Annotated in this window: 25 protein-coding genes and 1 pseudogene; 15 read left to right on the top strand and 11 right to left on the bottom strand. The window is 70.6% G+C overall.

Features of this window, described 5'->3' with window-relative positions:
- Positions 1-23: 23 nt before the first annotated feature.
- Positions 24-1,223, bottom strand: coding sequence for an MFS transporter (locus FVA80_RS28240; protein WP_246692181.1), 1,200 nt, complete (start codon positions 1,221-1,223; stop codon positions 24-26).
- A 258-nt stretch (positions 1,224-1,481) separates the two neighbouring features.
- Between FVA80_RS28240 and FVA80_RS28235 the strand changes: the two genes are divergently transcribed.
- Positions 1,482-2,177, top strand: a complete 696-nt coding sequence (locus FVA80_RS28235; protein WP_147907498.1) for a winged helix-turn-helix domain-containing protein — start codon at positions 1,482-1,484, stop codon at positions 2,175-2,177.
- A 6-nt stretch (positions 2,178-2,183) separates the two neighbouring features.
- Here the strand turns inward: FVA80_RS28235 and FVA80_RS28230 are convergent, their stop codons facing one another.
- Positions 2,184-2,465: a hypothetical protein gene (locus tag FVA80_RS28230; protein WP_147907499.1), complete on the bottom strand. Its 282-nt coding sequence runs from the start codon at positions 2,463-2,465 to the stop codon at positions 2,184-2,186.
- 101 nt (positions 2,466-2,566) lie between these two features.
- On the bottom strand, positions 2,567-3,880 hold the full coding sequence (locus FVA80_RS28225; protein ID WP_147907500.1) for a capsule biosynthesis protein: 1,314 nt from the start codon (positions 3,878-3,880) through the stop codon (positions 2,567-2,569).
- A 191-nt stretch (positions 3,881-4,071) separates the two neighbouring features.
- Here FVA80_RS28225 and FVA80_RS28220 point away from each other — a divergent pair, with 191 nt between their 5' ends.
- From FVA80_RS28220 to FVA80_RS28195, 6 genes are all read left to right on the top strand, one after another.
- Complete coding sequence (locus FVA80_RS28220; RefSeq protein WP_246692180.1) at positions 4,072-4,521, top strand: hypothetical protein; 450 nt, start codon at positions 4,072-4,074, stop codon at positions 4,519-4,521.
- Positions 4,522-4,622: 101 nt separating this feature from the next.
- Positions 4,623-5,690, top strand: coding sequence for a flippase-like domain-containing protein (locus FVA80_RS28215; protein WP_147907501.1), 1,068 nt, complete (start codon positions 4,623-4,625; stop codon positions 5,688-5,690).
- Between the two features lie 77 nt (positions 5,691-5,767).
- A complete protein-coding gene (fliP, locus tag FVA80_RS28210) occupies positions 5,768-6,472 on the top strand; it encodes a flagellar type III secretion system pore protein FliP (protein ID WP_147907553.1) in 705 nt (234 codons plus the stop codon).
- A 247-nt stretch (positions 6,473-6,719) separates the two neighbouring features.
- Positions 6,720-7,196: a pilus assembly protein gene (locus tag FVA80_RS28205; RefSeq protein ID WP_246692476.1), complete on the top strand. Its 477-nt coding sequence runs from the start codon at positions 6,720-6,722 to the stop codon at positions 7,194-7,196.
- Positions 7,196-7,957, top strand: a complete 762-nt coding sequence (locus FVA80_RS28200) for a TadE/TadG family type IV pilus assembly protein (RefSeq protein ID WP_246692179.1) — start codon at positions 7,196-7,198, stop codon at positions 7,955-7,957. The genes FVA80_RS28205 and FVA80_RS28200 overlap by 1 nt, the downstream gene beginning before the upstream one ends.
- The gene (locus FVA80_RS28195; protein WP_147907503.1) at positions 7,942-9,396 is read left to right on the top strand and encodes a pilus assembly protein TadG-related protein; all 1,455 of its coding nucleotides are present in this window, start codon (positions 7,942-7,944) and stop codon (positions 9,394-9,396) included. Before FVA80_RS28200 ends, FVA80_RS28195 begins: the two co-directional genes overlap by 16 nt.
- Before the next feature lie 9 nt (positions 9,397-9,405).
- Here the strand turns inward: FVA80_RS28195 and FVA80_RS28190 are convergent, their stop codons facing one another.
- From FVA80_RS28190 to FVA80_RS30810, 5 genes are all read right to left on the bottom strand, one after another.
- On the bottom strand, positions 9,406-9,723 hold the full coding sequence (locus FVA80_RS28190; RefSeq protein ID WP_246692178.1) for an AAA family ATPase: 318 nt from the start codon (positions 9,721-9,723) through the stop codon (positions 9,406-9,408).
- Between the two features lie 160 nt (positions 9,724-9,883).
- A complete protein-coding gene (locus FVA80_RS28185) occupies positions 9,884-12,721 on the bottom strand; it encodes a tetratricopeptide repeat protein (protein ID WP_246692177.1) in 2,838 nt (945 codons plus the stop codon).
- Between the two features lie 8 nt (positions 12,722-12,729).
- A complete protein-coding gene (locus tag FVA80_RS31745) occupies positions 12,730-13,227 on the bottom strand; it encodes a hypothetical protein (protein ID WP_246692176.1) in 498 nt (165 codons plus the stop codon).
- 140 nt (positions 13,228-13,367) lie between these two features.
- A complete protein-coding gene (locus tag FVA80_RS28180) occupies positions 13,368-14,036 on the bottom strand; it encodes an invasion associated locus B family protein (RefSeq protein WP_147907505.1) in 669 nt (222 codons plus the stop codon).
- A gap of 102 nt (positions 14,037-14,138) precedes the next feature.
- On the bottom strand, positions 14,139-14,315 hold the full coding sequence (locus FVA80_RS30810) for a hypothetical protein (protein ID WP_187193533.1): 177 nt from the start codon (positions 14,313-14,315) through the stop codon (positions 14,139-14,141).
- Positions 14,316-14,689: 374 nt separating this feature from the next.
- On the opposite strand from FVA80_RS30810, the gene FVA80_RS28175 reads away from it, so the two are divergent.
- Both FVA80_RS28175 and FVA80_RS28170 read left to right on the top strand, forming a co-directional pair.
- Positions 14,690-16,135, top strand: a complete 1,446-nt coding sequence (locus tag FVA80_RS28175) for a saccharopine dehydrogenase NADP-binding domain-containing protein (RefSeq protein WP_147907506.1) — start codon at positions 14,690-14,692, stop codon at positions 16,133-16,135.
- A gap of 96 nt (positions 16,136-16,231) precedes the next feature.
- On the top strand, positions 16,232-16,546 hold the full coding sequence (locus FVA80_RS28170; RefSeq protein ID WP_147907507.1) for a TM2 domain-containing protein: 315 nt from the start codon (positions 16,232-16,234) through the stop codon (positions 16,544-16,546).
- Between the two features lie 12 nt (positions 16,547-16,558).
- Here FVA80_RS28170 and FVA80_RS28165 read toward each other — a convergent pair whose 3' ends face one another.
- The 3 genes from FVA80_RS28165 to FVA80_RS28155 all read right to left on the bottom strand — a co-directional run bounded on the left by FVA80_RS28165 (position 16,559) and on the right by FVA80_RS28155 (position 19,101).
- A complete protein-coding gene (locus FVA80_RS28165; RefSeq protein WP_147907508.1) occupies positions 16,559-17,443 on the bottom strand; it encodes a transporter in 885 nt (294 codons plus the stop codon).
- Positions 17,444-17,617: 174 nt separating this feature from the next.
- Positions 17,618-18,472, bottom strand: coding sequence for a metallophosphoesterase (locus FVA80_RS28160; protein WP_147907509.1), 855 nt, complete (start codon positions 18,470-18,472; stop codon positions 17,618-17,620).
- A gap of 8 nt (positions 18,473-18,480) precedes the next feature.
- Positions 18,481-19,101, bottom strand: coding sequence for a cation transporter (locus FVA80_RS28155; RefSeq protein ID WP_147907510.1), 621 nt, complete (start codon positions 19,099-19,101; stop codon positions 18,481-18,483).
- A 178-nt stretch (positions 19,102-19,279) separates the two neighbouring features.
- Between FVA80_RS28155 and croR the strand changes: the two genes are divergently transcribed.
- The 6 genes and pseudogenes from croR (at position 19,280) to FVA80_RS28125 (ending at position 24,940) form a co-directional block, all read left to right on the top strand.
- Entirely contained in the window at positions 19,280-19,753 is a 474-nt protein-coding gene (gene croR, locus FVA80_RS28150) for a 3-hydroxybutyryl-CoA dehydratase (protein ID WP_147907511.1), read from the top strand.
- 1 nt (position 19,754) lies between these two features.
- A complete protein-coding gene (locus FVA80_RS28145; protein ID WP_147907512.1) occupies positions 19,755-20,600 on the top strand; it encodes an RNA methyltransferase in 846 nt (281 codons plus the stop codon).
- Positions 20,601-20,715: 115 nt separating this feature from the next.
- Positions 20,716-22,305, top strand: coding sequence for a phytoene desaturase family protein (gene crtI, locus FVA80_RS28140; protein WP_147907513.1), 1,590 nt, complete (start codon positions 20,716-20,718; stop codon positions 22,303-22,305).
- Positions 22,306-22,376: 71 nt separating this feature from the next.
- Positions 22,377-22,748, top strand: coding sequence for a DUF2141 domain-containing protein (locus tag FVA80_RS28135; RefSeq protein ID WP_147907555.1), 372 nt, complete (start codon positions 22,377-22,379; stop codon positions 22,746-22,748).
- A 4-nt stretch (positions 22,749-22,752) separates the two neighbouring features.
- Positions 22,753-23,735: pseudogene (locus tag FVA80_RS28130) on the top strand (ABC transporter ATP-binding protein).
- Positions 23,732-24,940, top strand: a complete 1,209-nt coding sequence (locus FVA80_RS28125; protein WP_147907515.1) for an ABC transporter permease — start codon at positions 23,732-23,734, stop codon at positions 24,938-24,940. Before FVA80_RS28130 ends, FVA80_RS28125 begins: the two are co-directional and overlap by 4 nt.
- Positions 24,941-24,960: the final 20 nt, after the last annotated feature.

The following is a 24,960-nucleotide window of genomic DNA, read 5'->3' as shown; positions in this document are numbered from 1 at the left end:
CTCCTCTCGGACGGACGGCCGTATCACGCGCTTGGAAGCGGCCGGATTGCGCCCGGTCGCAGCTTGCACGCGCGGCGACCTCCAAGATAGGCACCGCTTGCCGCGAGCTGGATAGCGGCGGCGGCCCAGAAGATCGCGTTGTCCGATCCGAGCTGCCTCAGCAAGCCGAACAGGGCCGGGGCGAAGGCGTAGGCGGCCTGCGAGACCGCCACGATCAGCGCGACCACCCGCGGCGCATCGGCCCGTGCGAACTCGACCTGCGCGATGAGCGGCGGCAGCGAGGTCGCATTGCCGATGCCGAACCCGACGAGGACGATCCCGACGAGGAGCAGGGGGACGTCGGTGCTGCCGGACAGGATCAGCACACCGCAGCCCAGCGCCTGGATCAGCAGGTTGAGCGCGGCGACGGCGCGGCGATCCGCACCGGCCGGCATGCACCAGCCGACGAGCATCCGCCCAGCGATGGCCGCGGCGGTGGAGAGCCCGGCCGCCAGGCCCGCCCCTTGGGTGCCCAGGGCCGGCACGAGTACGGAGACGAACTGGGCGATCAGGCCGATCTGCGCGAACAGCGCCAAGGCCATGCCGAGACTCAACGTCAGGAAGGCCCGGTCGCGCGTCAGACGTCCTGTGAGGTGCAAGGCCGTGTCGTCGATCGCCGTGCGTTCGACCGTGCCCGCATCACCATCGGGACCTTGGCCCCTGGCAGCCGGGGTCTGAGGGAACACGATCAAGGCGAGCAGCCCGACGGTGCCGACCATGACGGCGCCGACGATCAAGGCTGCCGCCGGAAAGCCGACCCAGCCGATCAGCGCAACCCAGAGCGGAGAGAACACGACCCCGCCGATGCTGGCGCCGTTATAGGCCATGCTCAACGCAGCCGGACGTTTCGTGACGAACCACGGGGCGATCATCGCATTGATGGCGGCGGCACCGAGCGCCGGCCAGCCCGCGCCGCTCAGCAGCGCGGCGCCATAGAGCTGCCAGGGGCTTTCGGACCAGGACCATCCCAAGACACCGAGGGCCAGCAACACGGCGCCTGCAAAGGTGATGGCGGGCACGCCGAAACGCCGATGCAGCGCGGGCAGATTGGCGATGATGCCGACGCCCACCAGGAAATGCAGGGTGACGGCCCCGGAGATCAGGGTGATCGGCCAACCATGAGCCTGACGGACCACTTCCAGATAGACCGGCGGCCCATAGAATCCGACGCCCCAGCCGAGCACCGCGACGATGAAGGCGGCCGCTACGACGCGCCAGCCATAGAACTGCGATGCGGCGTTCATGCTCGAAACTCTGCGCGGGCACATGGATTGGACGCGGGGAAGCGCCGCCCGATCCGGTGACCCCGCGCTCGGCCTCGGCGTCCATCGGGATCGCCGGCTCGAGCCAAGCCTATGCCGGAGGAACCCGCCCGATTGCTTCGGTGGACACCGAACTGTCGCTGTCCGAAACGCGCTACGATCGGCGTGCGAGGTGGAGCGATGGTGACGACTGTCTCGGTTGCGCAGGTCGGCGCCCTGGTGGGCGATCCGGCGCGCGTGGCCATGCTGCAAGCCCTGATGGACGGTCGCGCATCGACGGCCTCCGAACTCGCGCAGGCCGCCGGGATCACGCCGCAGACGGCGAGCGGCCATCTCGCTCAGTTGGCGGCGGCGTCCCTCGTGACCATGTCGAAGCAGGGGCGGCATCGGTATCACCGCCTCGCCAGCCCCGAGGTTGCCCAGTTGCTGGAAAGCCTCATGCGGCTCGCCTCCGACGCCGCGTCAGTTCGGCCCCGGACGGGACCGCGGGATCCACGTCTGAGGCTCGCACGAACCTGCTACGATCATATGGCTGGCTGGCTCGGCGTCCGGCTCGCCGATGCGCTGGTGACGCGAAGCTGGGTCGAGATCGCCGACGACGGAGCGGTGGTCACGCCGGAGGGCCTGCATCGTCTGTCGGCCCTCGGACTCGATGTCGCGGCCGGCGGGCCAGCGAAGCTCCTGTGCCGGCCGTGCCTGGACTGGAGCGAACGCCGTCCGCATCTCGCCGGTCGGCTCGGCGCAGCCCTCTGCGCGCACAGTCTGCAACGGGGCTGGGTGCGGCGGCAGGCGGGCTCGCGGGCGCTCGATGTCACGCCCGCCGGCTGGCGCGATTTCCACGCGCTGTTCGACATCACGCCGCCCGCGTCGCCCTGAACCGCGTCAGCGTCCGCCGCGGGACGTCTTGTGCGCCTCGGTCTGGGCCGCGAAGGCCGCGTCGAGTTTGCGCAGGGATTCGTAGCGGGCGACGTCGCCCTCCACGTCGCGGATCGTCTCCTCGACGAGGTGGCGCTGCAGCGCGACGCGCGGATCGTCCGGGGGCAGCGCCTCGCGCTCCTGCAGGCGGAGCACGGCCTGGCGCACCACCGTGTAGACCGCCTCGCGCTCCGCCCGGTTCATCGAGGGCTGGATCGCCTTCGCGACGAGATCGGAGAAATCCGACATGGACCGTTAGACTTCGCTCATCGATCAGGGGAGGCCCGGGAGGCCGGGCCGTCTCCCTCTACAGACCGCGCGCCGCGGGATCCAGACCCCGCGGCGTCGGCTCACATCCGCTGATCGCGGATGCCAGCGATCAGGAGCGAGGACGAGCTCCAGAGCACGAAGAAGCAGAAGAACGCCACGATCAGACTGTGGCCCCGCTCGGGGTAGAGGCTGTCGGTCGGCAGGACCGGCGGCACGAAGGTCGCCAGGAAGATGTGCTGCTTGCTGGCCGAGATGCGGGCCCGGTCGAGCAGCACGTTCGCCGATTCCTCGAGCTTCTCGGCGATGGTCCGCTCGACCAGAAGGCCCTCGTACTGCAGCAGCGCCTCGGTCAGGTTGGTGCCGCCGCCCGCGGCCGCGCCGGCATTGGTCAGCTCGTCCTGCAGCGTCTTCATCTGCTGCTCGATCGCCGCGATGTTGGAGGCCAGCGTCTGGATCGAGCGCGAGCGCTCATCGAGGTTCGAGCCGCGCAGGACCTGCAGGTCGGTCTCGAGCTTGAGCTTCTCCTTGCGCAGGATCGTGAGCGTGGTCAGCGTCCCCTCGGCGGTCTTGATCGGATCGATCACGCCCCATTGGTTGCGGAAGCTCTGGAGCCCGAGATGCGCCTTGCGCAGGCGCTCCTGCGCCACCGTCGCATCCGCCTGGGCCTGCTTGACCATGTCGGCCTGGGCGCGCTTCGAGATGTCGTTGATCAGCGCCTCGGCCCGGGTCACCACCTCGTTGGCGATGGTCAGGGCGTCCTGGGGGGTGAAGGCCCGCACCGACAGGCGAATCACGCCCGAGATCGAGTCGATATGCGCCTCGACGTGCTTGCGCCAGTATTTGGTGAGGTCCTCGACCGGATCCTTCGGGTCGAACCGGGCCCAGAAATCCGCCTCTTGGCGGGAGAACATCTTCGAGATGCCGATGCTTTTTTCCAGAGCCTCGACCAGCGTCTGGCTCTCGATGTAGTCGCGGACGATGAAGCTGTCCTGGCTGTTGTGCTTCTGAATCAGGTTCGTGTACTGGCCGAGCGAGATGTTCTCCATCGGCTCGACGTTGCCGCGCACCGCGAACTGGGCCTCGGCGACGTACTGGTTGGAGGCGAAGCCGAACAGGTACAGGCCGACCACCAGGGTCGGCAGCAGCACGAACAGGCCGACCCGGCGGATCACCCGCGCGCCATAGCTCGACGTGTCCTCCCGGCGCCGGCTCAGGCCGGGCAGCCGGGTCCAGTCGAGGCGCTCGCGTGCCGCTTCCATCAGAGCCCGGGCGCCACGCTTCTCCGGCACCGGACGGATCGTCTCGGCACCGTGGCGCAGCTCGGTCATCGTCGATGGCGCGAACGTCACGAGTTCGCCTTCGCGCGTGTCGTCCTTGACGTCGTCGAAGCTCATCCGCTCACTGTTCCTGGGTCTGCGCCGGATCCGCCACTGCGAAACCGGCCGGAGGGCGGCCCGTGCGCGGCTCCGGAATCCCGTTCTTTTCGGCCCTTTTTAAGGCACCCGCCCCCCACCCCGCCCCGGCGGGCCGCACCGCGGCGACGGGCAAGGTAGCCGGGCCCGGTATCGCACCGTACAGTCACCCGATGATGACAGACCCCAGCGTCTCTCCCGGCCACCCGGCCGCGGCGAAGGTCGACAAGACCAAGCTTGCCAAAAATCAGATCGCCGAGACGCAGGTCGCCAAGACCCAGCTCGCCAAGACCAAGCTGACCGAGGTCGTGGTGGTGTGCGCCAAATGCGCCAAGCGCCAGGGCCTGCGTCCGCGCGCGGTGCGGGCGCTGCTGAAGGGCGCGGCCAAGCAGGCCGCCAAGGACGGGCTGCTCGCCGACCGGACCAAGCTCTGCATCGTCGAGTCCGGCTGCCTCGGACCCTGCCCGAAGCGGGCGGTGGCGGTGGCTACGGGGGCGAGCCTGGCGGCCGGACGCGTCGTGCTGCTCGATCCCGATTCCAAGCCCGAGGAGGCCCTCGCCGCGGTACTGCGCCCCGTGCTACCGCAGCCGCGCCCCCCGAATTCGGCCCCAATACGTCCCTAGCGGCGGTGCCACATGCCGAATCGCCGCCCAGTTCCCGGCCGGCACAACCTGGAGCCCTCGCCCTTGCCCGCCACTCGGCGCACATCCCCCACGGTCCGGCCGTGAGCGGCGACCGCGCCGCCCCGGCGCGTCGCGTCGGCTTGGCCGTGCTGCGCCGGCTGCCGCTGATCGGCACGCTGATCGGCCTGGGCCTCGCGGTCTGGTTGGTGGCCACCAACGATCTGTCCGCGGTCGCGGCGGCGTTCGGGCGAATCGGGTTCGTCGGCTTTGCCGGCGTCACGCTCGTCCGCGCGCTCGTGGTCCTGATCTGCGGCTTCGCCTGGGCCCGCATCCTTGATGGCCTGTCGCCCGCCCCGGCTTCGGCCTGCCTGATCCTGCGCTTCGTGCGCGAGGGCATCAACGTGCTGCTGCCGGTGGCCTCGGTCGGCGGCGACGTCCTCGGGGCGCGGCTCCTGACCTTCTGGGGGGTGGCCGGCTCGCTGGCTGCGGCCTCCGTGCTGGCCGACATGCTGTTCCAGGTGGGCACGCTGGCGCTGTTCGCAGGCCTCGGCGCCGGGCTGCTGAGCCAGGTCGAGGGGCCGGCCGCCGCCGAGCTCGCGAACTGGACGCTGCGCACCCTCGCGGTGGCGGGACTGGCGGTCGGGGCGTTCTTCGCGCTCCAGCGGACCGGGATCGTGCGCGTGGTCGAGGACCGTATCGCAGCCCTGGGCCGGCGCTTCGTGCGCGAGACGGAGGCGCGTCCGGAACCCGCCCCGCGGATCCAGGGGGCGCTCGACACGGTCTGGGCGGCGGGACGGCGCGGCCGCCTCGTGCAGTCGTTCGCGCTTCACGCGCTCGCCTGGCTGCTCGGTGCCGCCGAGGTCGCGGTCGTGCTGACCTGCATCGGCGTCGATCAGGTCACCCTGTCGGAGATCCTGGTGATCGAGGCGCTGAGCCAGGCGATCAAGGCGGCGGCCTTCCTGGTGCCGAGCGGCCTCGGCGTGCAGGAGGGCGGCCTCGTGCTGGTCTGCGGCCTGTTCGGCATCGATGCCGGGACGGCGATCGCCCTCTCGCTCGCCCGCCGCGTTCCCGATGTCGTGCTCGGCCTGCCGGCCCTCCTGGTCTGGCAGAACCTCGAGGCGCGGCGCACGGGGGTCCGGCCGGCGACGCCCACCTGCGACCGCCCGTGACCCCGATGACCGACACGCCGCATCGCGACACTCAGGGCCGCCCGGCCCGTAACCGCCGCACGCTGCTGGGCCTCGCCATGCTGGCCGGGGCCGTGCTGGCCGCCGGACCGGCCCTGTCCCAGAGCCTCAGCGTCGATCTCGGCGCCGGCGGCACCACCGAGCGGGCGCTCCAGCTCGTCGCGCTGATCACGATCCTGGCGGTGGCGCCGTCCGTGCTGGTGATGGCGACCGCGTTCACCCGGATCGTCGTGGTGCTGTCGATCCTGCGCTCGGCGCTCGGCACCCAGACCGCGCCGCCCACCGCGGTGATCGTCAGCCTGGCGCTGTTCCTCACCGCCTTCGTGATGGCGCCCACCGGCCGCGTGGCCTACAGCGCCGGGATCGAGCCGCTGGTCGCCGGGCGGATCACGCAGGCTCAGGCCTTCGAGCGCGCCTCGGCGCCGTTCAAGACGTTCATGCTGAAGAACGTCCGCGAGAAGGACCTGAAGCTGTTCCTCGACCTCGCCAAGGTGCCGGTGCCGAAGGGACCGGAGGATGTCGGCCTCGAGATCGTGACCCCGGCCTTCATGATCTCGGAGCTGCGCCGCGCCTTCGAGATCGGCTTCCTGCTGTTCATCCCGTTCCTGATCATCGACCTCGTGGTCGCCTCGGTGCTGATGGCGGTGGGCATGATGATGGTGCCGCCCGCCACCGTTGCGCTGCCGTTCAAGCTGATCTTCTTCGTGCTGGTCGACGGCTGGACCCTGGTGGCCGGATCGCTGGTCCAGAGCTACGGCGGATAGAGCGCGCGCCGCCGAAGTGGATACCGGTTCGGTGCACGCAGGTGGATCAGGACAATGACGTCGCGGCGCTAGGTCGTCGCAGTCAGGCCGGATACCTCGCAAGATTCATCCAGGCAGACGTATAGAGTCTCGAAGGCTGTTTTAACTCGGGTTTAGCAATCTCTTGCTAACAGAGCGCATGCTTCTCGTGCGCCGCTATGTTTGTGATCAGAGAGGGGCCGCAGCGGTCGAATTCGCCCTGGTGGCGATGCTGTTCATCCTGACTCTTCTGTTTATCATGACCGTAGCCACGATCCTGTTTATCAATCAATCGCTAGACTATGCCACGACCCGCGCCGCACGGCAGATCCTGACAGGGGCCGCCCAGACGAGCGCCCTCGATCAGGCCGGCTTCAAGACCGCCCTATGCCGGAACCTGCCGGCCTCGATGACATGCGCCAACCTCGTGGTGAACCTGTACCTGGTGCCGCCCGGAAGCGGGTCGAGCGGCTACTACAGCTACGTGAGATCCGATGTCAGCGGCCTGGCGATCCCGGCGCTGACCCCCGGGTCCGGCCAGTACAGTCTCGGCACGCGCGGACAGTACCAGTACCTCCTGGTGATCTATCCGATCACGTTCCTGCCCTCCGCCTTCGCGAAGATGCTGGGCGGCGGCGCGGTGTTCAATGGCGCCCCGGCCTACCTGGCGGTGTCGACGGCGGCGTTCCGCAACGAGCTGTTCTGATGCACGGGCGCTCGCCGACGAACCGGATGGCCCGCGTCGCGGGATCGCGACCGGCTCAGGTCGAGCCGCCATCGGCGAAGGGCTTCCTGCGCGACAGGCGGGCGGTCTCCGCGATCGAGTTCGCCCTGATCCTGCCGGTGCTGCTGATCCTGATGCTCGGCGGGACCCAGCTGATCACGTATATCAACGCCAGCCGCAAGGTCGGGCTGGTCGCCCAGTCGATCAGCCAGATGATGTCCCAGGCGATGCCGCCCGCGGGCTCGACGGTGGCGACCGTCAACGCCACCGACCTGCATTTCAGCTTCGATTCCGCCCTGGTCCTGTTCCCGTACCTGATGACGGACGCGCCGCGGCAGGGTCTGCAATGGTGGCAGGACATCGCCATCACCTACGCCGCCGTCGCGTTCACCCAGACGGCGGCAAACTGCACCGGCGGCGACCTGAGCGCCTGCTACACGGCCGCCGTCGCCTGGACGAGCTCGGGGACCAGCGGGGGCAACTACCGGCCCTGCACGGTCCCGCAGCTTCCGGCCGCCGACACGGCCCCGCCGAACCGCACCACGCTCCCCCGCTCGGTCTTCGGGCCGGGATCGATCGTGGCGATCGACGTCGTCTTCAACTTCAAGCCGTCCTTCGGCGCGCGGTTCATCCCCGCCGTGCGGATCGCCCGCTCGATGTACGTGCAGCCGCGCTACGCCACGCTGGTCAATTTCGACCCGGCGGGCAACGATGGGATCGCCACCAAATGCCCGGGCTTCTGAACCGCGTGCAGCGCCGCATCGTCCGGGCGACGGGTCTCTCGGGCGCACGCTCCGGCAACGTGACGATCCTGTTCGCCCTGAGCCTGCTGCCGATGGTCGGCCTGCTCGGCTACGGGATCGATTACGGCGTCGCGATCACCGACAAGTCCAAGCTCGACGCCGCCGCGGATGCGGCCGCCATCGCCGCGGTGGCGACCGCGAAGGCCTACATCGCGGCCAACCCGGGCCAGGCGAACGTCACCGCCAACGCCATCGCGGCCGGCATCGCGCAGGCGTCGAAAGCCTTCACGGTCAACGCCGGCACCGTGCCGTTCGCGCAGGTGCAGCTTCAGACGCCGCAACTCACGCGCAAGAGCCAGACGCTCGTGTCGACGGTCGTCTACAGCGCCACGGTGAAGAACAATTTCGGGCAGATCTTCCGGACCCCGACCACGAACTTCTCCAACACGGTCACGGCCTCGGCCGACCTCGCGAGCTACCTCGATTTCTACCTGCTGCTGGACGTGTCGGGCTCGATGGGCCTGCCGGCGACCACCGCCGGCATGAGCAAGCTGGCGAGCCAGAACAACGACAAGAGTTCGGACTACAAGCAGGGTTGCCAGTTTGCCTGCCATTACCAAACCTACAACGGCTGGACCCTTGCCGCCGGCAAGATACAGCTGCGCTCGGACGCACTGAACACGGCGGTCTGCTCGTTGATCCAGCGGGCCGCCAACCCGTCGGTGACGAGCCAGTACCGCGTCGGCCTGTACCCGTTCATCAACCAGATGGGTACGCTCGCCGACATCAACAGCTCCATCGCCACCCTGAACACCGTCGCCGACTGTGCCAACACGAACCCCTACCCGCTCGCCCTGACCAAGCTTCTGGATACCGGCACGACGCAGCTGTCCACGGGGGGGGACCCGAGCACCGGCACGGGGGCCGGCGGAACGCATTTCGAGGTCGTCCTGCCGCAAATGAAGGCCGCCATCACCAATGCAGGCGGATTCGGGGACGGCTCCAGCAGCGGTGCCCGCAAACCGTTCGTGTTCCTGGTCACCGACGGCATGCAGAACGGCCAGCACTATTCCATCAACAAGAACGGCAAATACTACTACCCGGGTAGCCCCTCGAAATTCCCGGGCTACGCCGCCGGCGACTTCGACGGCTCGTCTCCCGCGCAGATCGATCCGTCACTCTGCACCGCGCTCAAATCGGCCGGTGCGACGGTCTCGATCCTGTACATCCCCTACAACAGCATCGCCTTCACGGATTACGGCGGCGGCATCGCCGCAGAAAACAAGAAGGTCAACGGATTGAACCCGACGCTGGCGGCGACCGTGCAAAGCTGTGCGTCACCGGGATATTTCTACACGGCCAACAGCCCAGACGACATCACGACCTCGCTCAACGCGATGTTCGACAAAGCGCTTCAGGTCGCACGCCTGACGCAATAGGCGCCCGGATCAGGCCTCGACGATCCGCACCCGCGAGAACCCCTCCTCCACGGTCGGCGGCTCGAACAGGCTGGCGACCGTGCGGATGCTCGCCTCGGGGACGATCGCGTCGGCGCGCCGCTGCCGGTTCCGTTCGAGCGCGACGTCGAGCGGAACGCGGATCAAGACGGCCTCCACGGGGACGCCGTGACGGCGCGCGACGGCGATGATCGGCGCCCGGTGCCGAACGCCCGGGAGAGCCGCGTCGAGATAGACGGGACCGACATCGTCGGCCTGCGCGGCGATCCAGGTCGACTTGCCCGCGCCCTGCAAGCCGCAGACGACCACGACACGCCGGACGCCGCCGCCCGCCAGCGCCTGCTCGAGCGCCGCATGGGTCTGTCGCCAAGCCTCGGCGTTCCGCTCCGGCGTTCAGAGGCGGCCGGATCTGGTTTCGAGGAACCGGTCCGGATCGATCACCAGCGCGATCACCAGCGTCATCCGGCTCTCAGCCCGGGGGCGCGCCGCGGGCTTCTGCGCTGGTCTGGCGCTCGCCCGCGGCCGCGCCGCGTTCGGGGAGAGCGGTCTCGGGATAGCGCTTGCGGTACTCGGCCAGGAAGGCCGACAGGGTGTCGGCCTTGGTAGCGCGGGCCGCAATGCCGCGGAATTCCGGGGTCTTCGTCGGGTTGGCGCCCGTGAGCAGCGCGAAGGTGCGCGCGTCGGGGCTCTCGGCCATCGCCTCGGAGAACTTCGCCTTCAGCCGCTCGAGACCGATCGCCTCACCGGCGAGGTCGTACGCGATGGCGGCCCGCACCGCGTCGGCCCGGGCCTGCACGTCGAGGGGCCGGCCGGCGCGCCAGGCGTCGCCGAGCAGCGATTCGTGCGATTCGCCGGCCTCGCGCCAGCGGCGGGCGCCCCAGTAGATGTCGGCCCGCAGCCGCTCGATATCGGGGCCGCTCTCATCCTCGATCGTTTCCAGGGCCAAATCGGTGCGGGTCAGGTCCGAGAGGGCGCGGGCGCGGACCAGGGCGCGGGCGCGCTTCAACTCGCCGGGCAGCTCGGGCAGGTTGGTCGCGTCGAGGGCTTGCAGCGCCCGCATCGGCTTGTCGTCCATCAGCCGGATCGTGGCGAGCCGGGCCGCCACCGCGGAGCGGGCGGGACCGGTGAGCCGGTTGTCGATCTGGTACTGGAGCAGGTCGGCGGCCGAATCCAGGAGGTCGAGCCCGACCAGGCGGTCGGCCAGCCGGCGCACCACCTCGTCCCCGCGCCGCCCGATCGGGGCCAGCTCGCGGAAATCGAAGTAGAGCGCCACGGCCTCGATCCCGGTGAGCCGGTCACCCTTGTCGGTGAGATAGAGGTTCTCGAAGGCGGTGCGCACCTCGCGGGAAAGCGCCTGCGTGGCCGGGTCGTTCGGCGCGATAGCGTTCGCCCGGCGCAGGGCCGCGAACGCGTCGCGCCAGCGACCGGCGTCGAGGTAGAGCCGCGCCAATCCGACCGCAATGCCGGTCTCGGTGGGGCCGCCATGCCAGGTCAGCGCCAGCCGTTCCAGCCGCTCGATCGCGGCATCCGGCTCGATCTTGCCGGCGGCCCGGGCGAGCAGGGTGCTGCGCAGTTGCGCCTCGGCCGCCACCGGCCGCTGGCCGACTTGCTCCAAGCGGGCATACGCATCGAGCGCCGCGTCGGCCTGGCCGGTCGCCTCCGAGACGCGGGCTCGGACCAGGGCGAGCCGGTCGCGGATCCAGCGCGGCAGGTGGGCCGCGTCCTCCGCCCGGGCGGCGGCGGTCTCGGCGTCGCCGTTCTCGATCGCCGCCTCCGCGGCCTGGGCCCGGATCTGCTGGGCGAGGTCCGTGGGGTAGCCATCGGCGACCGGCAATGCGTTGGGGAAGCCGGTCTCGGCCGCCTTCCAGTCGCCGAGACCGGCCGACGCCATCGCGCGCCACAGGGCGGCCTCCGGGTCGCTCGCGAGTCGCGGCCCCGACAGGGCCTTCAGGGCCTCGGCGTTGCGGCCGCTGCGCACGAGGGCCAAACCGCGCAGGATCGCGACGTCGCGCTGGGTGGCGAGCAGCGGATCCTCGGCTGCCGCCGCCTCCAGGGCTGCGAGGCCTTCGAGATCGAACCCGTTGGCGATGTTGGCGCGGGCGAGCGCGAGGCGTGCCGGCCCGCGCTCAGCCGGGGGCACCATCGCGGCGGTGCCGGCCAGCGTCCGGAGGGTCTCGCGTACGTTCCCGATCCGCGCCTGCTCCCAGGGCTCGCGCGCAACCGCGAGGGTGCCGGCCTCGGCCAGGGCGGGATCGGGCTTGCGCGCGGCCGTGGAGGCAGCAAGGCCGCCTTCCCGGCCGATCGTGACCGCGTCGAGCTGGGGCCGCACCGCGAGGTCGTCGGCGCTCGCCAGCACCGCGAGCCCGTGCCGGCTCGGCAGGATCTCGAAATCCACGAAGCGCCGGCTCTTCGGATTGCCGATCGCGCGCTGCGCCGCCGAGGCGACCACCGCGATGCGCTCGCCGTCGAGGTCGAGCCAGGTGGCCGATCCGGGCCGGGGCAGCGCCAGGGACACGGTGATCCGGCCGGACGGATCCGGCTTCCGGACCGGATCGAGCGTGTCGCTCGGGCTCAGCGTGTCGCCGGCCGACAGCTCCCAGGCCGATCCGGTTCCGGTCGTGACCGCGGCCAGATCGACCAGCCGGCCCGGCGGCACCCGGAAGCGCAGGACCGTGACCGGTCCGGTCCGGGTCGGCGCTCCGACCGGTGCGAGGCCCTGGTTGCCCGCCGGGGCGGTGACGGGCTCGGCGGTCTCGAACACCAGCGTGGCGACGCCGCCACGCTCGAACAGGGCGGCGGGCGGCAAGGTCGTGAACGGGAAGACCAGGCCGGATCCGGCCTTGCGGGTCGGAGGCGCCTCGGGTGCGGCGTCCGGGGTGGCCGGAGCCTCGGCCTTTCGGGTGGGCTGAGGGACCGGCACGACAGGTTTGGCGGCGCCCGCATCGGCCGGCCCCGGCACCTCGGCCGCCTTCGATTCCGGGGCCTTGAGTGGCGTGCGGCTCACGACATCGATCGTGTAGGCCCCATCCTCCCGCTCCGTCGTGACGGTGTAGCCCTCGGCGGGGGTCAGCAGGATGCTGGCCGAACTCGCGTCCGACTCGGTGGCGAGCTTGGCGATACCCGGCCGCGGACGGCCCCGGGCCTCGTTCGAATCGATCGTCCAGGAACCGGCGACGCGCAGGCGCGTCGTCGGCCCCTCGGCGCTCACGGTCGCCACCGCCTCGTCGGGCAGGCGCAGCGACAGGCGCGTCAGGGTCGGCAGCCGGGCGAGTTCCAGCGCGAGGGCCTTGCGCGCCGGCGGGAGCATGCGCGCCTTCAGAGCTTCTCGGCCACGCGGGCCCGGCGGGCGAGCTCGGCCACAACCTCGGGGGGCAGCGGCGGCGGCAGGCCCGACCAGCCCTCCGGCAGGAGGTCGACGAAGACGCGCTCGCCGGCCAGCTGGACGTTGGCCTGGTACGGCCGCTGCAGGGCGACCCGCAGGCCCGACCCGTCGGGGTCGCGCCGGACCATCGACACGAAGGCCGGCATCTCTTCGGCGATACGCTCGGGACCGGGGGTTACCCGCTCGCCGTAGCCGAGCAGCAGGATGCCGCCGGCGAGCTTCGCCTTGACGGTGACCGGCCTATCGAAGGTGAGCACGATCCGGCCGTAGCCGCCGGGTCCGCTGCCGGCCTCGCTGCCCTTGGCTACGATCAGCCGCGCGGCGAGCGCCGGCTCGATCGCCGCCAGGAGCGCGAGCACGGGCAGCGACACGCGCAGCAGCCGCGTGCCGAGATATCCGCAGATCCCGGATCGATTGCCCCCCGAGCCCATCGCCCCGCCGATCCGATCCCGGAGCGCGACCCGACCGGGGCCGCGGCGCCGGGCGCCACACTGGGACCCACCCTGCGGCACGGCGGCTAACGCTGGCTTAACCGTAAGCCGGAGATTGGCGAGATCCGATCCGCCCGATGTCAGCCACTGAGGGCCACGGCGCGGTCGAGGGCCTGCGGGAAGCCTTGGAGGGGCACCGTGATGGTGGCGGGCTCGCTCCCGCTCGATTTCTGGCCGGTCACGAGCAACGTCTTGGCGTTGCGCATGCCGTCGAGCGCCAGGGTGGGGAAGCTGATCGGCACGAGACAGCCGTCGCTCACGCACATGCTGTAGGGCGCGCCCTTGCCGAGGGCCTGCTCGTCGAGCTTGAAACTCACACCGGCCTCGATCGACAGGCCGAAGGGCATCAGCACGATGCCTTCCGAGCGGCCGTCGTTCGGAGATTGCAGTTCTAGGCCGAACTTGCGTCGGCCGGTCTGCGAATCACCCTGGGATTGCGCGACGATGCAGGTGACCTTCTCGCTCGGGCGCGTGCAGGTCATCGTCCAGTCGCCGTAGCTCTCGCTGACGGTGCTGGCACCGGTGGGCCAGGCCGCGTGCGCTGCGGCAGGCGCTGGCGCGGCAGCCGGCTTGGCGGCCGGCTTGGAGGCGGGCGGTTTCGGCTTGGGTTTAGGCTTGGCCTTGGCCGGCGCGTTGGCAGCGGCGGGTGCCTCGGGCTCGGCATCCTGGGCACGCGGCGACGCGAACGGCACGGCAAGCAGCAGCGTCGCGGTCAGACTGAAGCGAACGACCGCTCGATACGTCGACATGGAATCACGATCCCCCAGGGCCATTGACGGCAAAGCCGCCTAACGTCCCAATCGGGGCGAGGCAATCACCCGGCGACGCAGGTCCGCGCTGTCGCCACGTCCTCAGAGCGGGTTCGGTCCGCCCGCGGCCTCGGCGAGGGCGCAGCGGCGCGCGAAGGCGGCCTCGGCCCCGTGGCGGACGACGCGGGCCAGGGAGAAGACGAGGGTGAGGATGCCGGGATCGCGGTCGGCGGTCTCGGCGACCGGGCCGGGGATGCGTGTGGCGATGATGGCGAGCATGACGACTCCGAAGATCAGGATCTCGGACGTTTCCTCGGCCTCGATCTATTGATCTTGTCGGGAGGCCTTTGCTGCGTCGCAATATGAGCCATGCGATCGACACCTGCCACGGGCCATTGCGCGCAGGACACATGCACTGCGAACATGATGTTGCCCCAGCTCGATCAAGGGCGCCTTAACCCTCGATGGTGCAGCGCGGTTGACCGCCAGCGGGTGAACGGCCATTGAGCGGCCTTCTCGACGACAAGATTCGACGAACGCGCCGATGCAGGCCGCGCGGCGTGTGCCTGTCGCCCCACTGTCACACGCGCGCCATAACCCGCTCGCGAGCCGAAGAGCGGACCTCAGGCGTCCGCCAGACAAGGACCTTCCGCATGACCGACCAGCCGTCCCGTCACCCGATCCATGGCCGCATCAGCGGCCCCATCGTGATGATCGGCTTCGGCTCGATCGGCCGGGGCACCCTGCCCCTCATCGAGCGGCACTTCGAATACGACCGCGCCCGCTTCACCGTGATCGACCCGGTCGACACCCACCGGGCGCTCGCCGAGACGCACGGCCTGCGCTTCGAGAAGGTGGCGCTGACGCGGGAGAACCTGCGCGACGTGCTCACTCCTCTGCTGACCGAGGGCGGCGGCCAGGGCTTCTGCGTGAACCTGTCGGTCGACACCTCGTCGCGGGCCATCATGGAGCTGTGCCGCGAGCTCGGCGCCCTCTACATCGACACGGTGGCTGAGCCCTGGCCGGGCTTCTACTTCGACAAGGACCGCAGCCAGGGCGACCGCACCAACTACGCCCTGCGCCAGGACATCCTCGACGCCCGCACCCAGAAGCCGGGCGGCACCACGGCGGTCTCCTGCTGCGGCGCCAATCCCGGGATGGTCTCGTGGTTCGTCAAGCAGGCGCTCCTGAACATCGCCAAGGATACCGGCGTCACCACGCCCGAGCCCAAGTCCCGCGCCGACTGGGCCGCCCTGATGAAGACCCTGGGCGTGAAGGGCGTGCACATCGCCGAGCGCGACACCCAGCGCGCCAAGAACCCGAAGCCCCGGGGCGTGTTCGTCAACACCTGGTCGGTCGAGGGCTTCGTCTCGGAGGGCAACCAGCCGGCCGAGCTCGGCTGGGGCACGCACGAGACCTGGATGCCGGCCAATGCGCGCGAGCAGGAGAAGGGCTCGCGCTGCGCGATCTACCTGCTGCAGCCGGGCGCCGACACGCGGGTGCGGAGCTGGGTACCCACCGCCGGCTCGCAGTTCGGCTTCCTGGTGACCCACAACGAGGCGATCTCGATCGCCGACTACTACACGGTGCGCGAGGGCGATAAGCCGGTGTTCCGCCCGACCTGCCACTACGCCTATCACCCGGCCGACGACGCCGTGCTCTCGCTCCACGAGATGTTCGGCAAGGCCGCCAAGGTGCAGGAGCAGCAGCACATCCTCGACGAGACCGAGATCGTCGACGGCATCGACGAGCTGGGTGTGCTCGTCTACGGCCACGCCAAGAACGCCTACTGGTACGGCTCGCAGCTCTCCATCGAGGAGACCCGGCGGATCGCCCCCTACCAGAACGCCACCGGCCTGCAGGTGACCTCGGCGGTGCTCGCCGGCATGGTTTGGGCCCTGGAGAACCCGGAGGCCGGCATCGTCGAGGCGGACGAGATGGATTTCCGCCGCTGCCTGGAGGTCCAGACCCCGTATCTCGGCCCGGTCGTGGGCGTCTACACCGACTGGACCCCGCTCACCGACCGCCCGGGCCTGTTCCCGGAGGACATCGACACCAGCGATCCCTGGCAGTTCCGCAACGTGCTGGTGCACGGCTGACGACGGCCGGGCCGGCGGATCAACCCGCCGGCCCAATCCTGCTTTCGGCAAACGGCTGCCCCAAGCTTAACCGTAACAACGGGGGGCTCGGGGCAAATGGAATCGACCACGCAAGAGAAGATCCTGATCGAGCAGCGCGTGACCAACGAAGGGCTGAGCGTCGTCCTGGCCTACCTGCTCTGGTTTTTCTTGGGCGTCTTCTCCGCGCACCGATTTTATCTCGGGCGCACAGGCTCTGCGATCCTTCAGAGCGTCCTCAACTGCATCCTGATCGGATTCATCTGGGTCGTCGTCGACCTGTTCCTCCTCCCAGGCATGGTGCGCGCCAAGCAGGCCGCCCTTCGCGCACGCTTGACGCGGGAACTCAGCCCGTCCGGCAGCCGCGCTCTGGCCTCGCCCACGCACGGTTGAGCCTCGCCCCGGCTACTCGGCCTGTCGGCGGGTCACCAGGGTGCGGTTCGGTTCGACCTCGCTCGCATCCTGCTGGTAGAGCGGTACGATCACCCGCAGCCAGCCGCGGGTCTCGCGGCCGCGATAGTTGCGCTGGGCCACGTCGCGGGTGAGGTAGGCCTGCAGGTTCACCGGCCCGAAATTGTACCCGACCAGGCCGCCCACGGCGATCTGCCCCTGCGGCCGGTCGCTGGACACGCCGGTCGGAAGGTCGCTCGATCCGAACGCGACGGCACCGACCTGCCACTTGCCGAACCTCTTCGCCGCCGTCAGGTCGAGGTTCAGGTAGTCCGGGTAGAGGGCGCCGAAGGGCGAGCGCGTCTCGAGGAAAATGCCGTGGAGCAGGTTCGCGGTCAGGTTCCACTCCTGGCCGGTGTAGCTGATCGCGAATCGGTGGGTCAGCGACGCGGATTGGGTCAGGAAGCGCGTCTCGATCGGCAGGTAGCCGCCGAAGAAGTAGCTGACGCCGACATCGTGGCCGAGATCCCAGGCGAGCTGGGCCGCCAGCAGCGGCTGGCCGATGCCGCTCTGATAGGGCGCACCCTGGAGGGTGGCGGCCACCACCGGCTGGGTGACGAAGAACTGCAGGCGCCCGCCCGCGATCTCCCACGGCGTCGCCCACGCGAAGGTCGGCAGGTTGACGTTCGTCGCGGTATCGCCCGGCCGCGCGCTCCGCGAGCCGAAGCTCGACAGGTTCACGAAGTACAGGCCCACGGGGAGCTGCGCGCCCACGGGCAGGCCGATCGTCTGCCCCGGCTGGGCCGCGGAAGCAGCCCGTGCGGGTGCCGCCGCCCCCACGCTGTAGACAGCAAGTGCAGCCGACGCGATCCCACGTAATCCCAGGCTCAATCCGGTCATCAGAACCCCGATTTAGAGCCCCGGAACGCGGGGCCGATCAGGGTGGGACGATCCGCCGAACCGCCGGCATCCCGGCTCTACGGCCAAGCCGTGCGGAACGACACGCACTCGACATGCGCGGCCATGGGGCCGGGACTAAGTGAGCCGCGACCGTTTTCCGCTGTCGCGGTCACGCTAGTCCGCCGTCCCCACCGTCACGGAGAAATCCGCCCGGTAGCTTTGCCCTTCGACCGGATTGGAAACCCAGCGGCAGCGGCCGATCCACATGTCATGCCCCGCGTGGAAATGGCCGGAGATCCACGCCTCCGGCCGGGCGGCATCGGGGAGATCGTCGAGTGCGGTGCTGGCGTAGAAGGCCGGCACCCACCAGGGTACGCCGGGCTGGTCCCGGTACCGGTCCGCCGCCAGGGGACTCGCCGGGTGATGGGTGACCACCACGGTCGGGCCATCGTGCGGCCGGGCGAGCGCGGCGTGCAGGGCGGCCCGCTCCTGCGTGTGCGCCGCCATGGCGTCGGAGGGCTGCCAGGCGGCGCCATCGGCCCTGCGGATCGATCCGAGATATTCGCGGGAGCCCGTCACCGGATCGGTCATGCGCGCGGCCGCGAAGGCGATCGGATCATCCGGGTGCCCGGGTGCGTCCGCGGCGAGCCAGCGGCCGGCGAGGCGCCAGTCGCTCCACAGGGTCGTGCCAAGGAAGCGCACGCCGTCGATCACGCAAGCCTCGGCGCCCTGAAGCAGGTGGATGCGCGCGCCGAGGGCGTTCACCCGGGCGACCTCCGCCTCCAGATCGGCCAGGAGCTCCGGCGCGGTGCGCGGGTCGCCGGTCGGCGCGTAACGCTCGTGGTTGCCCGGCACCAGGACGATCGGTTTGCCCTGCGCCAGGTGGATCAGAGCCGCCAGCCCCCGCTCGGGATGCCCCTCGTAGAGGTCCCCCGGGCAGGCGAGCAGGTCGAACGGCTCCTTGGGCAGCGCGATCAGGTCGAGCCGCCGCCGCTCCAGATGGAGATCGGAGATGGGGAAGATGCGCATGAGGGTGCCTATTTCGCAGCGGCCCGACGCTCGGCCGCGGCGGCCCGGAAGATGTCGGCGGCGGAATCGGCGTTGAGGACCGCGATGCCGGCCGCCGCGACGAGGTCCGGCCAGGGGCTCGGATGGAGGGCGGTGACCAGTCCGGCCGCGATGATCGCCAGGTTGGCGTAGGCGTCGTTGCGGGCCGAGAGATAAGCCGCGCGGGTCAGGCTGCCCGAGCCGGACCGGTGCCGGGCGAGCATCAGCGCGCAGGTGAGGTTCACCGCGAGCGCGCCGAGGCCGGTCAGCGTCAGCGGCAGGGCCGCCGGAGGAACGAAGTCGGCAAACTTCTCATAGGCGGCGTAGGCGGTCGCCAGGGCCGGCACGAGCAGGATGAACGCCATCGCGGTGCCGAGGCGCGCACGGTTGCGCGCGCTCCAGGACAGGCCGGCGAAGATCAGCAGGTTGATCGCCGCGTCTTCGAGGAAATCGAGGCTGTCGGCGATGAGCGCCACGGATCCGATGGCGAGCGCCACCGCGATCTCGATGCCGAAATAGCCGAGGTTGAGCGCCGCCACGCGGGCGACGACCGGGCGCAGGGCGGGCGGCTCGGGACGGGCGGCGGGTTCAGCGGTCACGGGGCGCGTCATCGCCGAGTGCGGGGCGCCTGTCGAGCCGCTGTTGAGAAAACCCTGGCCGCGCCTCAAGAAAGTTCAAGGATCCTGCGCCGTCGTCCGGGTGGATTCGGCGGCGCGATCGTGCGACGCGGTCTTGTTGAGCCGGCCGCGCCAGAGTTGCGACCGGCCGGAACCGGAGGTCTGCCGAGCCATGCTGCCCGAATTGCGCGTGCTCTATTTCGAGGATCTCGAGGTCGGGTTGTCGGAAACCCTCTCGAAGACCATCGCGTCCTCCGACGTCGTCGGATTCGCCGAGATCACCGGCGACCGCAACCCGATCCACCTGTCCGAGCACTTCGCCGCCCGCACGCCGTTCGGCACCCGCATCGCTCACGGCCTGTACACAGCCGGGTTGATCTCGGCGGTGCTCGGCACCCGTCTGCCGGGGCCGGGGGCCGTTTATATCTCCCAGACCCTCAACTTCCGGGCGCCGGTGCGCATCGGCGACATCGTCGACGTCACCGTCATGGTCGCCGAGCTGATGCCGGAGCGTCGCCGGGCCCGCCTCGCCTGCCGCTGCTCGGTGGCCGGGGAGACCGTGCTCGACGGCGAGGCGCTGGTGAAGGTGCCGACCAAGGCCGAGGCAGACCCGCTGGCCGTCCGCGCCGAGCGCAAGCAGAGCTGACATGGGCGGGGCCGGGGAGACGGTCGCCGCGGAGACCATCGCGGACCCGGACGACCCGCGCCTCGAACCCTACACGAAGATGCGGGAGCGCGACCTCGTAGGCCGCTCCCGGCGCTTCATCGCCGAGGGCGAGGTCACCCTGCGGCTGCTGCTCGGCCCGCGGACCCGCTTCCGGGCGGAATCGATCCTGCTCGCCCCGGAGCGCTGGCCGGGCCTCGCCCCGGACGTGGCCGCCTGCTCGGACAGGCCGCCGGTCTATCTCGCCGCCAAGGCGGTGATGAGCACGGTGACCGGCTTCCCGATCCATCGCGGCGTGCTGGCGGTGGGCCTGCGCGACTCGGGGCCCGCCCCCGCCGACCTCGTGCCGCCGGCCCCCGCCCCGGCGCTGGTGCTCGGGCTCGCGGGCCTCACCAACCACGACAATGTCGGCGCCGCCTTCCGGAATGCCGCTGCCTTCGGGGCCGACGCGGTGCTGCTCGATGCCGCCAGCTGCGATCCGCTCTACCGCAAGAGCATCCGGGTCTCGGCCGGCGCTGCGCTGATCCAGCCCTTCGCGCGGCTCGCCCCCGGGCAGGACTGGCTGGCGCTCGCCCAGGCCCTCGACCTCGAAGCCCTGGCGCTCAGCCCGGGGGCGACCGAATCGCTCGACGCCATCCCCGCACCCACGCGCGTTCTGCTGATCCTCGGGACCGAGGGACCGGGCCTCGACGTGGCCACGCTCGGACGGGCCCGCCCGGTGCGGATCCCGATGGCCCCGGGCTTCGATTCGCTCAACGTCGCCACCGCGGCGGGCCTCGCCCTCCAGGCGATCGCCCGCGGCCAAGGACGGCTCGTCACAACCGGTTAGCGCCGTCCCTTTGCGTCCGGCTCCGAACGCGCGACAAAGGGCTGCAATTGCCGTGGGGCGTTGCGAGGCTAGCTTGGCCGATAAGGTTCGGGGGTTGCGAGGGGAGTCGTCGGCGTTGCTTCAGTCTGGGGATGGTTTGCGAGCGCTGACCGGACGCCGCGTGGCCGTGGTCGGCGCCGGTCCCGGCGGCTTGGCCTCGGCCCTGCTCCTGGCACGTGCCGGGATCCACGTGACGTTGTTCGAGAAGGACGCGCAGGTCGGCGGCCGCACGAAGACCGTAACCGCACCGGGCGGCTACAAGTTCGATATCGGGCCGACCTTCTTCCTCTATCCTCAGATTCTGGCGGACATCTTCACGAGTTGCGGCGAGCGGCTCGAGGACCACGTCAAGCTCGAGCGACTCGATCCGCAGTATCATCTCGTGTTCGAGGGTGAGGACGGGATCACGGGTACGATCCGCGCCACCGGCGACATCGCCCGGATGGAGGCGGAGATCGCCCGCCTGGCGCCCGACGATGCGAAGAACGTCAAAACCTTCTTCAGCGAGAACCGGACGAAGCTCGAATATTTCAAGCCGATCCTCCAGCAGGCCTTCCATACCCTGCGCAGCATGGTGAGCCCGGCGATGCTGGCCGCCCTGCCGCACCTGCATCCCGGCCGCAGCGTCGATCGCGACCTGAAGCGTTATTTCGCAGATCCGCGGGTGCGCCTCGCCTTCTCGTTCCAGACCAAATACCTCGGCATGTCGCCATTCCGCTGCCCGAGCCTGTTCACGATCTTGTCGTTCCTCGAATACGAGCACGGGGTCTACCACCCGGTCGGCGGCTGCGGTGCGGTCTCCGAGGCGATGGCCGGCCTTGCCGGACGCATGGGCGTGGACCTCCGGCTCAATGCCAACGTCGAGCGGGTGGTGTTCGACGGCAAGCGCGCCAGCGGCGTGGTGGTGGACGGCGAGACCTTCAACGCCGACGCGGTGCTGATCAACGGCGACTTCGCCAAGGTGGTGCGTGCCCTCGTCCCGGAGCGGCACCGCCCGCGCTGGCGGGACGCCAAGATCCACAAGGCCCGGCTCTCCTGCTCAACCTTCATGCTGTATCTCGGCATCGAGGGGAAAGTGCCGGACAGTCTGGGGCACCACACGATCCTCCTGGCCGACGGCTATGAGCGCAACATCCGGGAGATCACCGAGGGGACGCTGCCGATGCAGCCCTCCCTCTACGTCCAGCATGCCGGCTACACCGACGGCGGCATGGCGCCGGCGGGGCACACCGCCCTCTACGTCCTGGTGCCGGTGCCGAACCTCAAGGCCGGGATCGACTGGGCGGCGACCCGGGAGAGCTACCGTGCCCTGATCCTGGAGCGCCTGAAGCGGCTGGGTCTCGAAGACATCGAATCCCGCATCCGCTACGAGCGGGTGATCGACCCGACCCAGTGGGAAGAGGATTTCGCAGTCCACGAGGGCGCCACCTTCAACCTCGCCCACGACCTGATGCAGATGCTGTATTTCCGGCCGCACAACCGCTTCGGGCCGGGGCTCTACATCGTCGGCGGCGGCACCCACCCAGGCTCCGGCCTGCCGGTGATCTACGAGGGCGCCCGCATCACCGCGCGTCTGCTGATCGAGGAGTTGGCCGGGGCCCGCGCTGCCGCCCAGGCCGGCATCCCCGACACGGCGCCGCTGGCGACCTCCGGCGAGGCCTCGTGATCGGCGCGCCGGGCCGGGTGACGCTGACGGCGGGTCTCTGCGCCCTCGCTCTGCTGTCCGGCTCGGCTGCGATGGCCGCGACCCTGCAGGTGGAGGTCGACGGCATCGAGCCCGGCGGCGGCCCGGTCCGGGTGGCCCTGTGCCAAGGTGGCTTGTCCGAACCGTTCTGTACCCGGGGCGACGAAGCGTCGGTCGCCGGGGGCCGGGCGCTGTTCGCCTTCCGGGACTTGGCTCCGGGCACCTACGCGGTGGCGGCTTTCCAGGACGGCAACGGCGACGGCCGGCTCGACCGGACCGGGCTCGGCCTCCCGCTCGAGCCCTACGGCTTCTCCGGCGCCGTCGCGCGCCGGGGGCGGCCGGACTTCTCCGATGCGGCTTTCGCACTCCAGGAGCCCGGCGCCGCCATAAGGGTCCGGCTCGCCCGCGCCCTGCCGCGGCGGTGACGGGGTGGACGGCAACCTCGTAAGGATCACGGGAGTCGGCCTCGACCTGCGCGGGCGGCGGGTGCTGGAACAGGTCGATCTCGACCTCGACGCGGCCGAGACCCTGGCGCTGCTGGGGCCGAACGGCGCCGGCAAGTCCTCTCTGATGCGTCTCGTGGCGGGCCGCCTCGCGCCCAGCGCCGGGACCGTACGGGTGGCCGGCGCGGATCCGTTCCGGGCGGGCAGCGCCCGCCGGAGCATCGGCTGGGTTCCCCAGGAGATCGCCCTCTATCCGCGCCTCACGGTCGCCGAGAACCTCGGCGTCTTCGGCCAGCTCGCGGGCGTGCCCCGCCGCGACCGGCGCGGGGCCGTCGCGGCGGCCCTTGAGATGGCCGACATCGCCGACGTCGCGCATCGCCCGGTCGGGGTGCTGTCCGGCGGCTACCGGCGCCGGGTCAACATCGCGGCGAGCCTGATGAACCGGCCCAGCCTCGTGCTGCTCGATGAGCCGACGAGCGGCGTCGACCTCGCCGCCCGGGCGGCGATCCACGCGGTTCTGGACCGGCTGAAGGCCGCCGGTACCGCGATCCTGATCGCCACCCACGATTTCGCCGAGGCCGAGCGCCTCGCCTCCCGGGTCGCGTTCCTGGCGCAGGGGCGGATCGTGCGCGCCGGGCGCCTCGCCGACCTGCTGGCGCAGCTGCGGGTCGGCGCGCGCCGGAACGGGAGCTGAGCCTCGCCCTGCCGGCGGATGCGGTCGCGGAGACCGTGCTGCGCCGCGGCGGGTTCGTGCCCGCCGAGCCGGACGGCCTGGTCTGGCGCTCGGTCGAGCGCTCCGGCCTCGACGGCGCCGCCCTGCTCGGGGCGCTACGCGCGCAGGGGGTTCCTGTGGCCGAGGTGCGGGTCCGCGCCCCGCGGCTGGAGGCGCTGTATCTCGATGCGATCCGGCCCCGGGACGTCGCGGACCGCGCGGCCTCCGAGCCGCGCCGGGCGGGGGCCGCCGGATGATCGGCGCCGCGTTCCGGGTGATGGCGTTGAGCCTCCTGCGCGACCGCGCCGCGCTGGTGATGGCCTTCGTGCTGCCCACCGTGATCTTCTCGATCTTCGCGGCGATCTTCTCCGGGGCGACCGGTGACCGGATCCGCATCCATCTCGGGCTCGCCGACATCGCCCGGACGGCAGCCACGCAGCGCCTCGCCGACGCCCTGGTGACCGACCCGTCCCTGCGGGTCACCCGCCTGCCCGCAACCGATCTGGCGGAGGTGACCCGGGCGGTGCGTTCCGGCGCGGTCGACGTGGCCCTGGTGCTCCGCGGCGACCTGATCGCCGCCCCGGCGGATGCCCCGCCCGGCCCCGCGGACCAGCCCGTGGTGCTGGTCGAGAACCCCGCAAAGGCGCTCGCCACCCCCATCGCGCTGGGCCAGCTTCAGCGCGTGCTGAACGAGGCGCTCCCCGACGTCGTGCTCTCGCGCATCGTCGCCGACGTGGAGCGCACCGGAAAGATCGGGCCGGACGAGCGACGCTTCCTCGACGAGGCTTTCGCCGAGCAGCGCGCCAGGAAAGAGCCGTTCAGCTTCGCCTCGCTGGTCGAGCGCCGGAGCACCGCCGCCGGCACCGCCAATGCCCGGGTCAGCTATTACGCCGGCGCGATCACCGCGGTGTTCCTGCTGTTTGCCGCCATGCAGGGGGCGCTCTCGCTGGTCGAGGAGCGGGAAACCGGTATCGCGGAGCGCCTGATGGCCGGACCCGGTGGCCTGCCGGTGGTGGTGCTCGGCAAGTTCGGATTTCTGACGCTGCAGGGCATGGTCCAGGCCGGGCTGATCTTCCTGGCCGCCGGGCTGCTCTACGGCGTCGAGATCGGCCCACACTGGACGGCCTTCCTCACCGCCTGCCTGCTGGTCTCGGCCATGGCCGCGGGCCTGGCGCTCGCCGCCTGCGCGCTGGCCGCGTCCCGCCAGCAGGCCCACCTCGCCTCGACCTTTGGGGTACTGCTGCTCTCCGCCGTCGGCGGCTCGATGGTGCCGCGCTTCCTGATGCCGCCGTGGCTGCAACAGGCCGGCTGGCTCACCCCGAACGCCTGGGCGATCGAGGCCTATCAGAACGCGCTGGGCGAGGGCTTCGGCTCCGCCGCCCCGGCCTTCGCGGTGCTGCTGGCGCTGACCCTGTGCGGGTTAGGGCTTGCGCTCGGCCTGGTGGCACGGCGGACCGTCTGATCGGACCACCGCGCCGCGAC

The organism is Methylobacterium sp. WL1, assembly GCF_008000895.1.
Taxonomy (GTDB): domain Bacteria; phylum Pseudomonadota; class Alphaproteobacteria; order Rhizobiales; family Beijerinckiaceae; genus Methylobacterium.
This window is presented reverse-complemented; position numbering and strand designations above follow the sequence as displayed.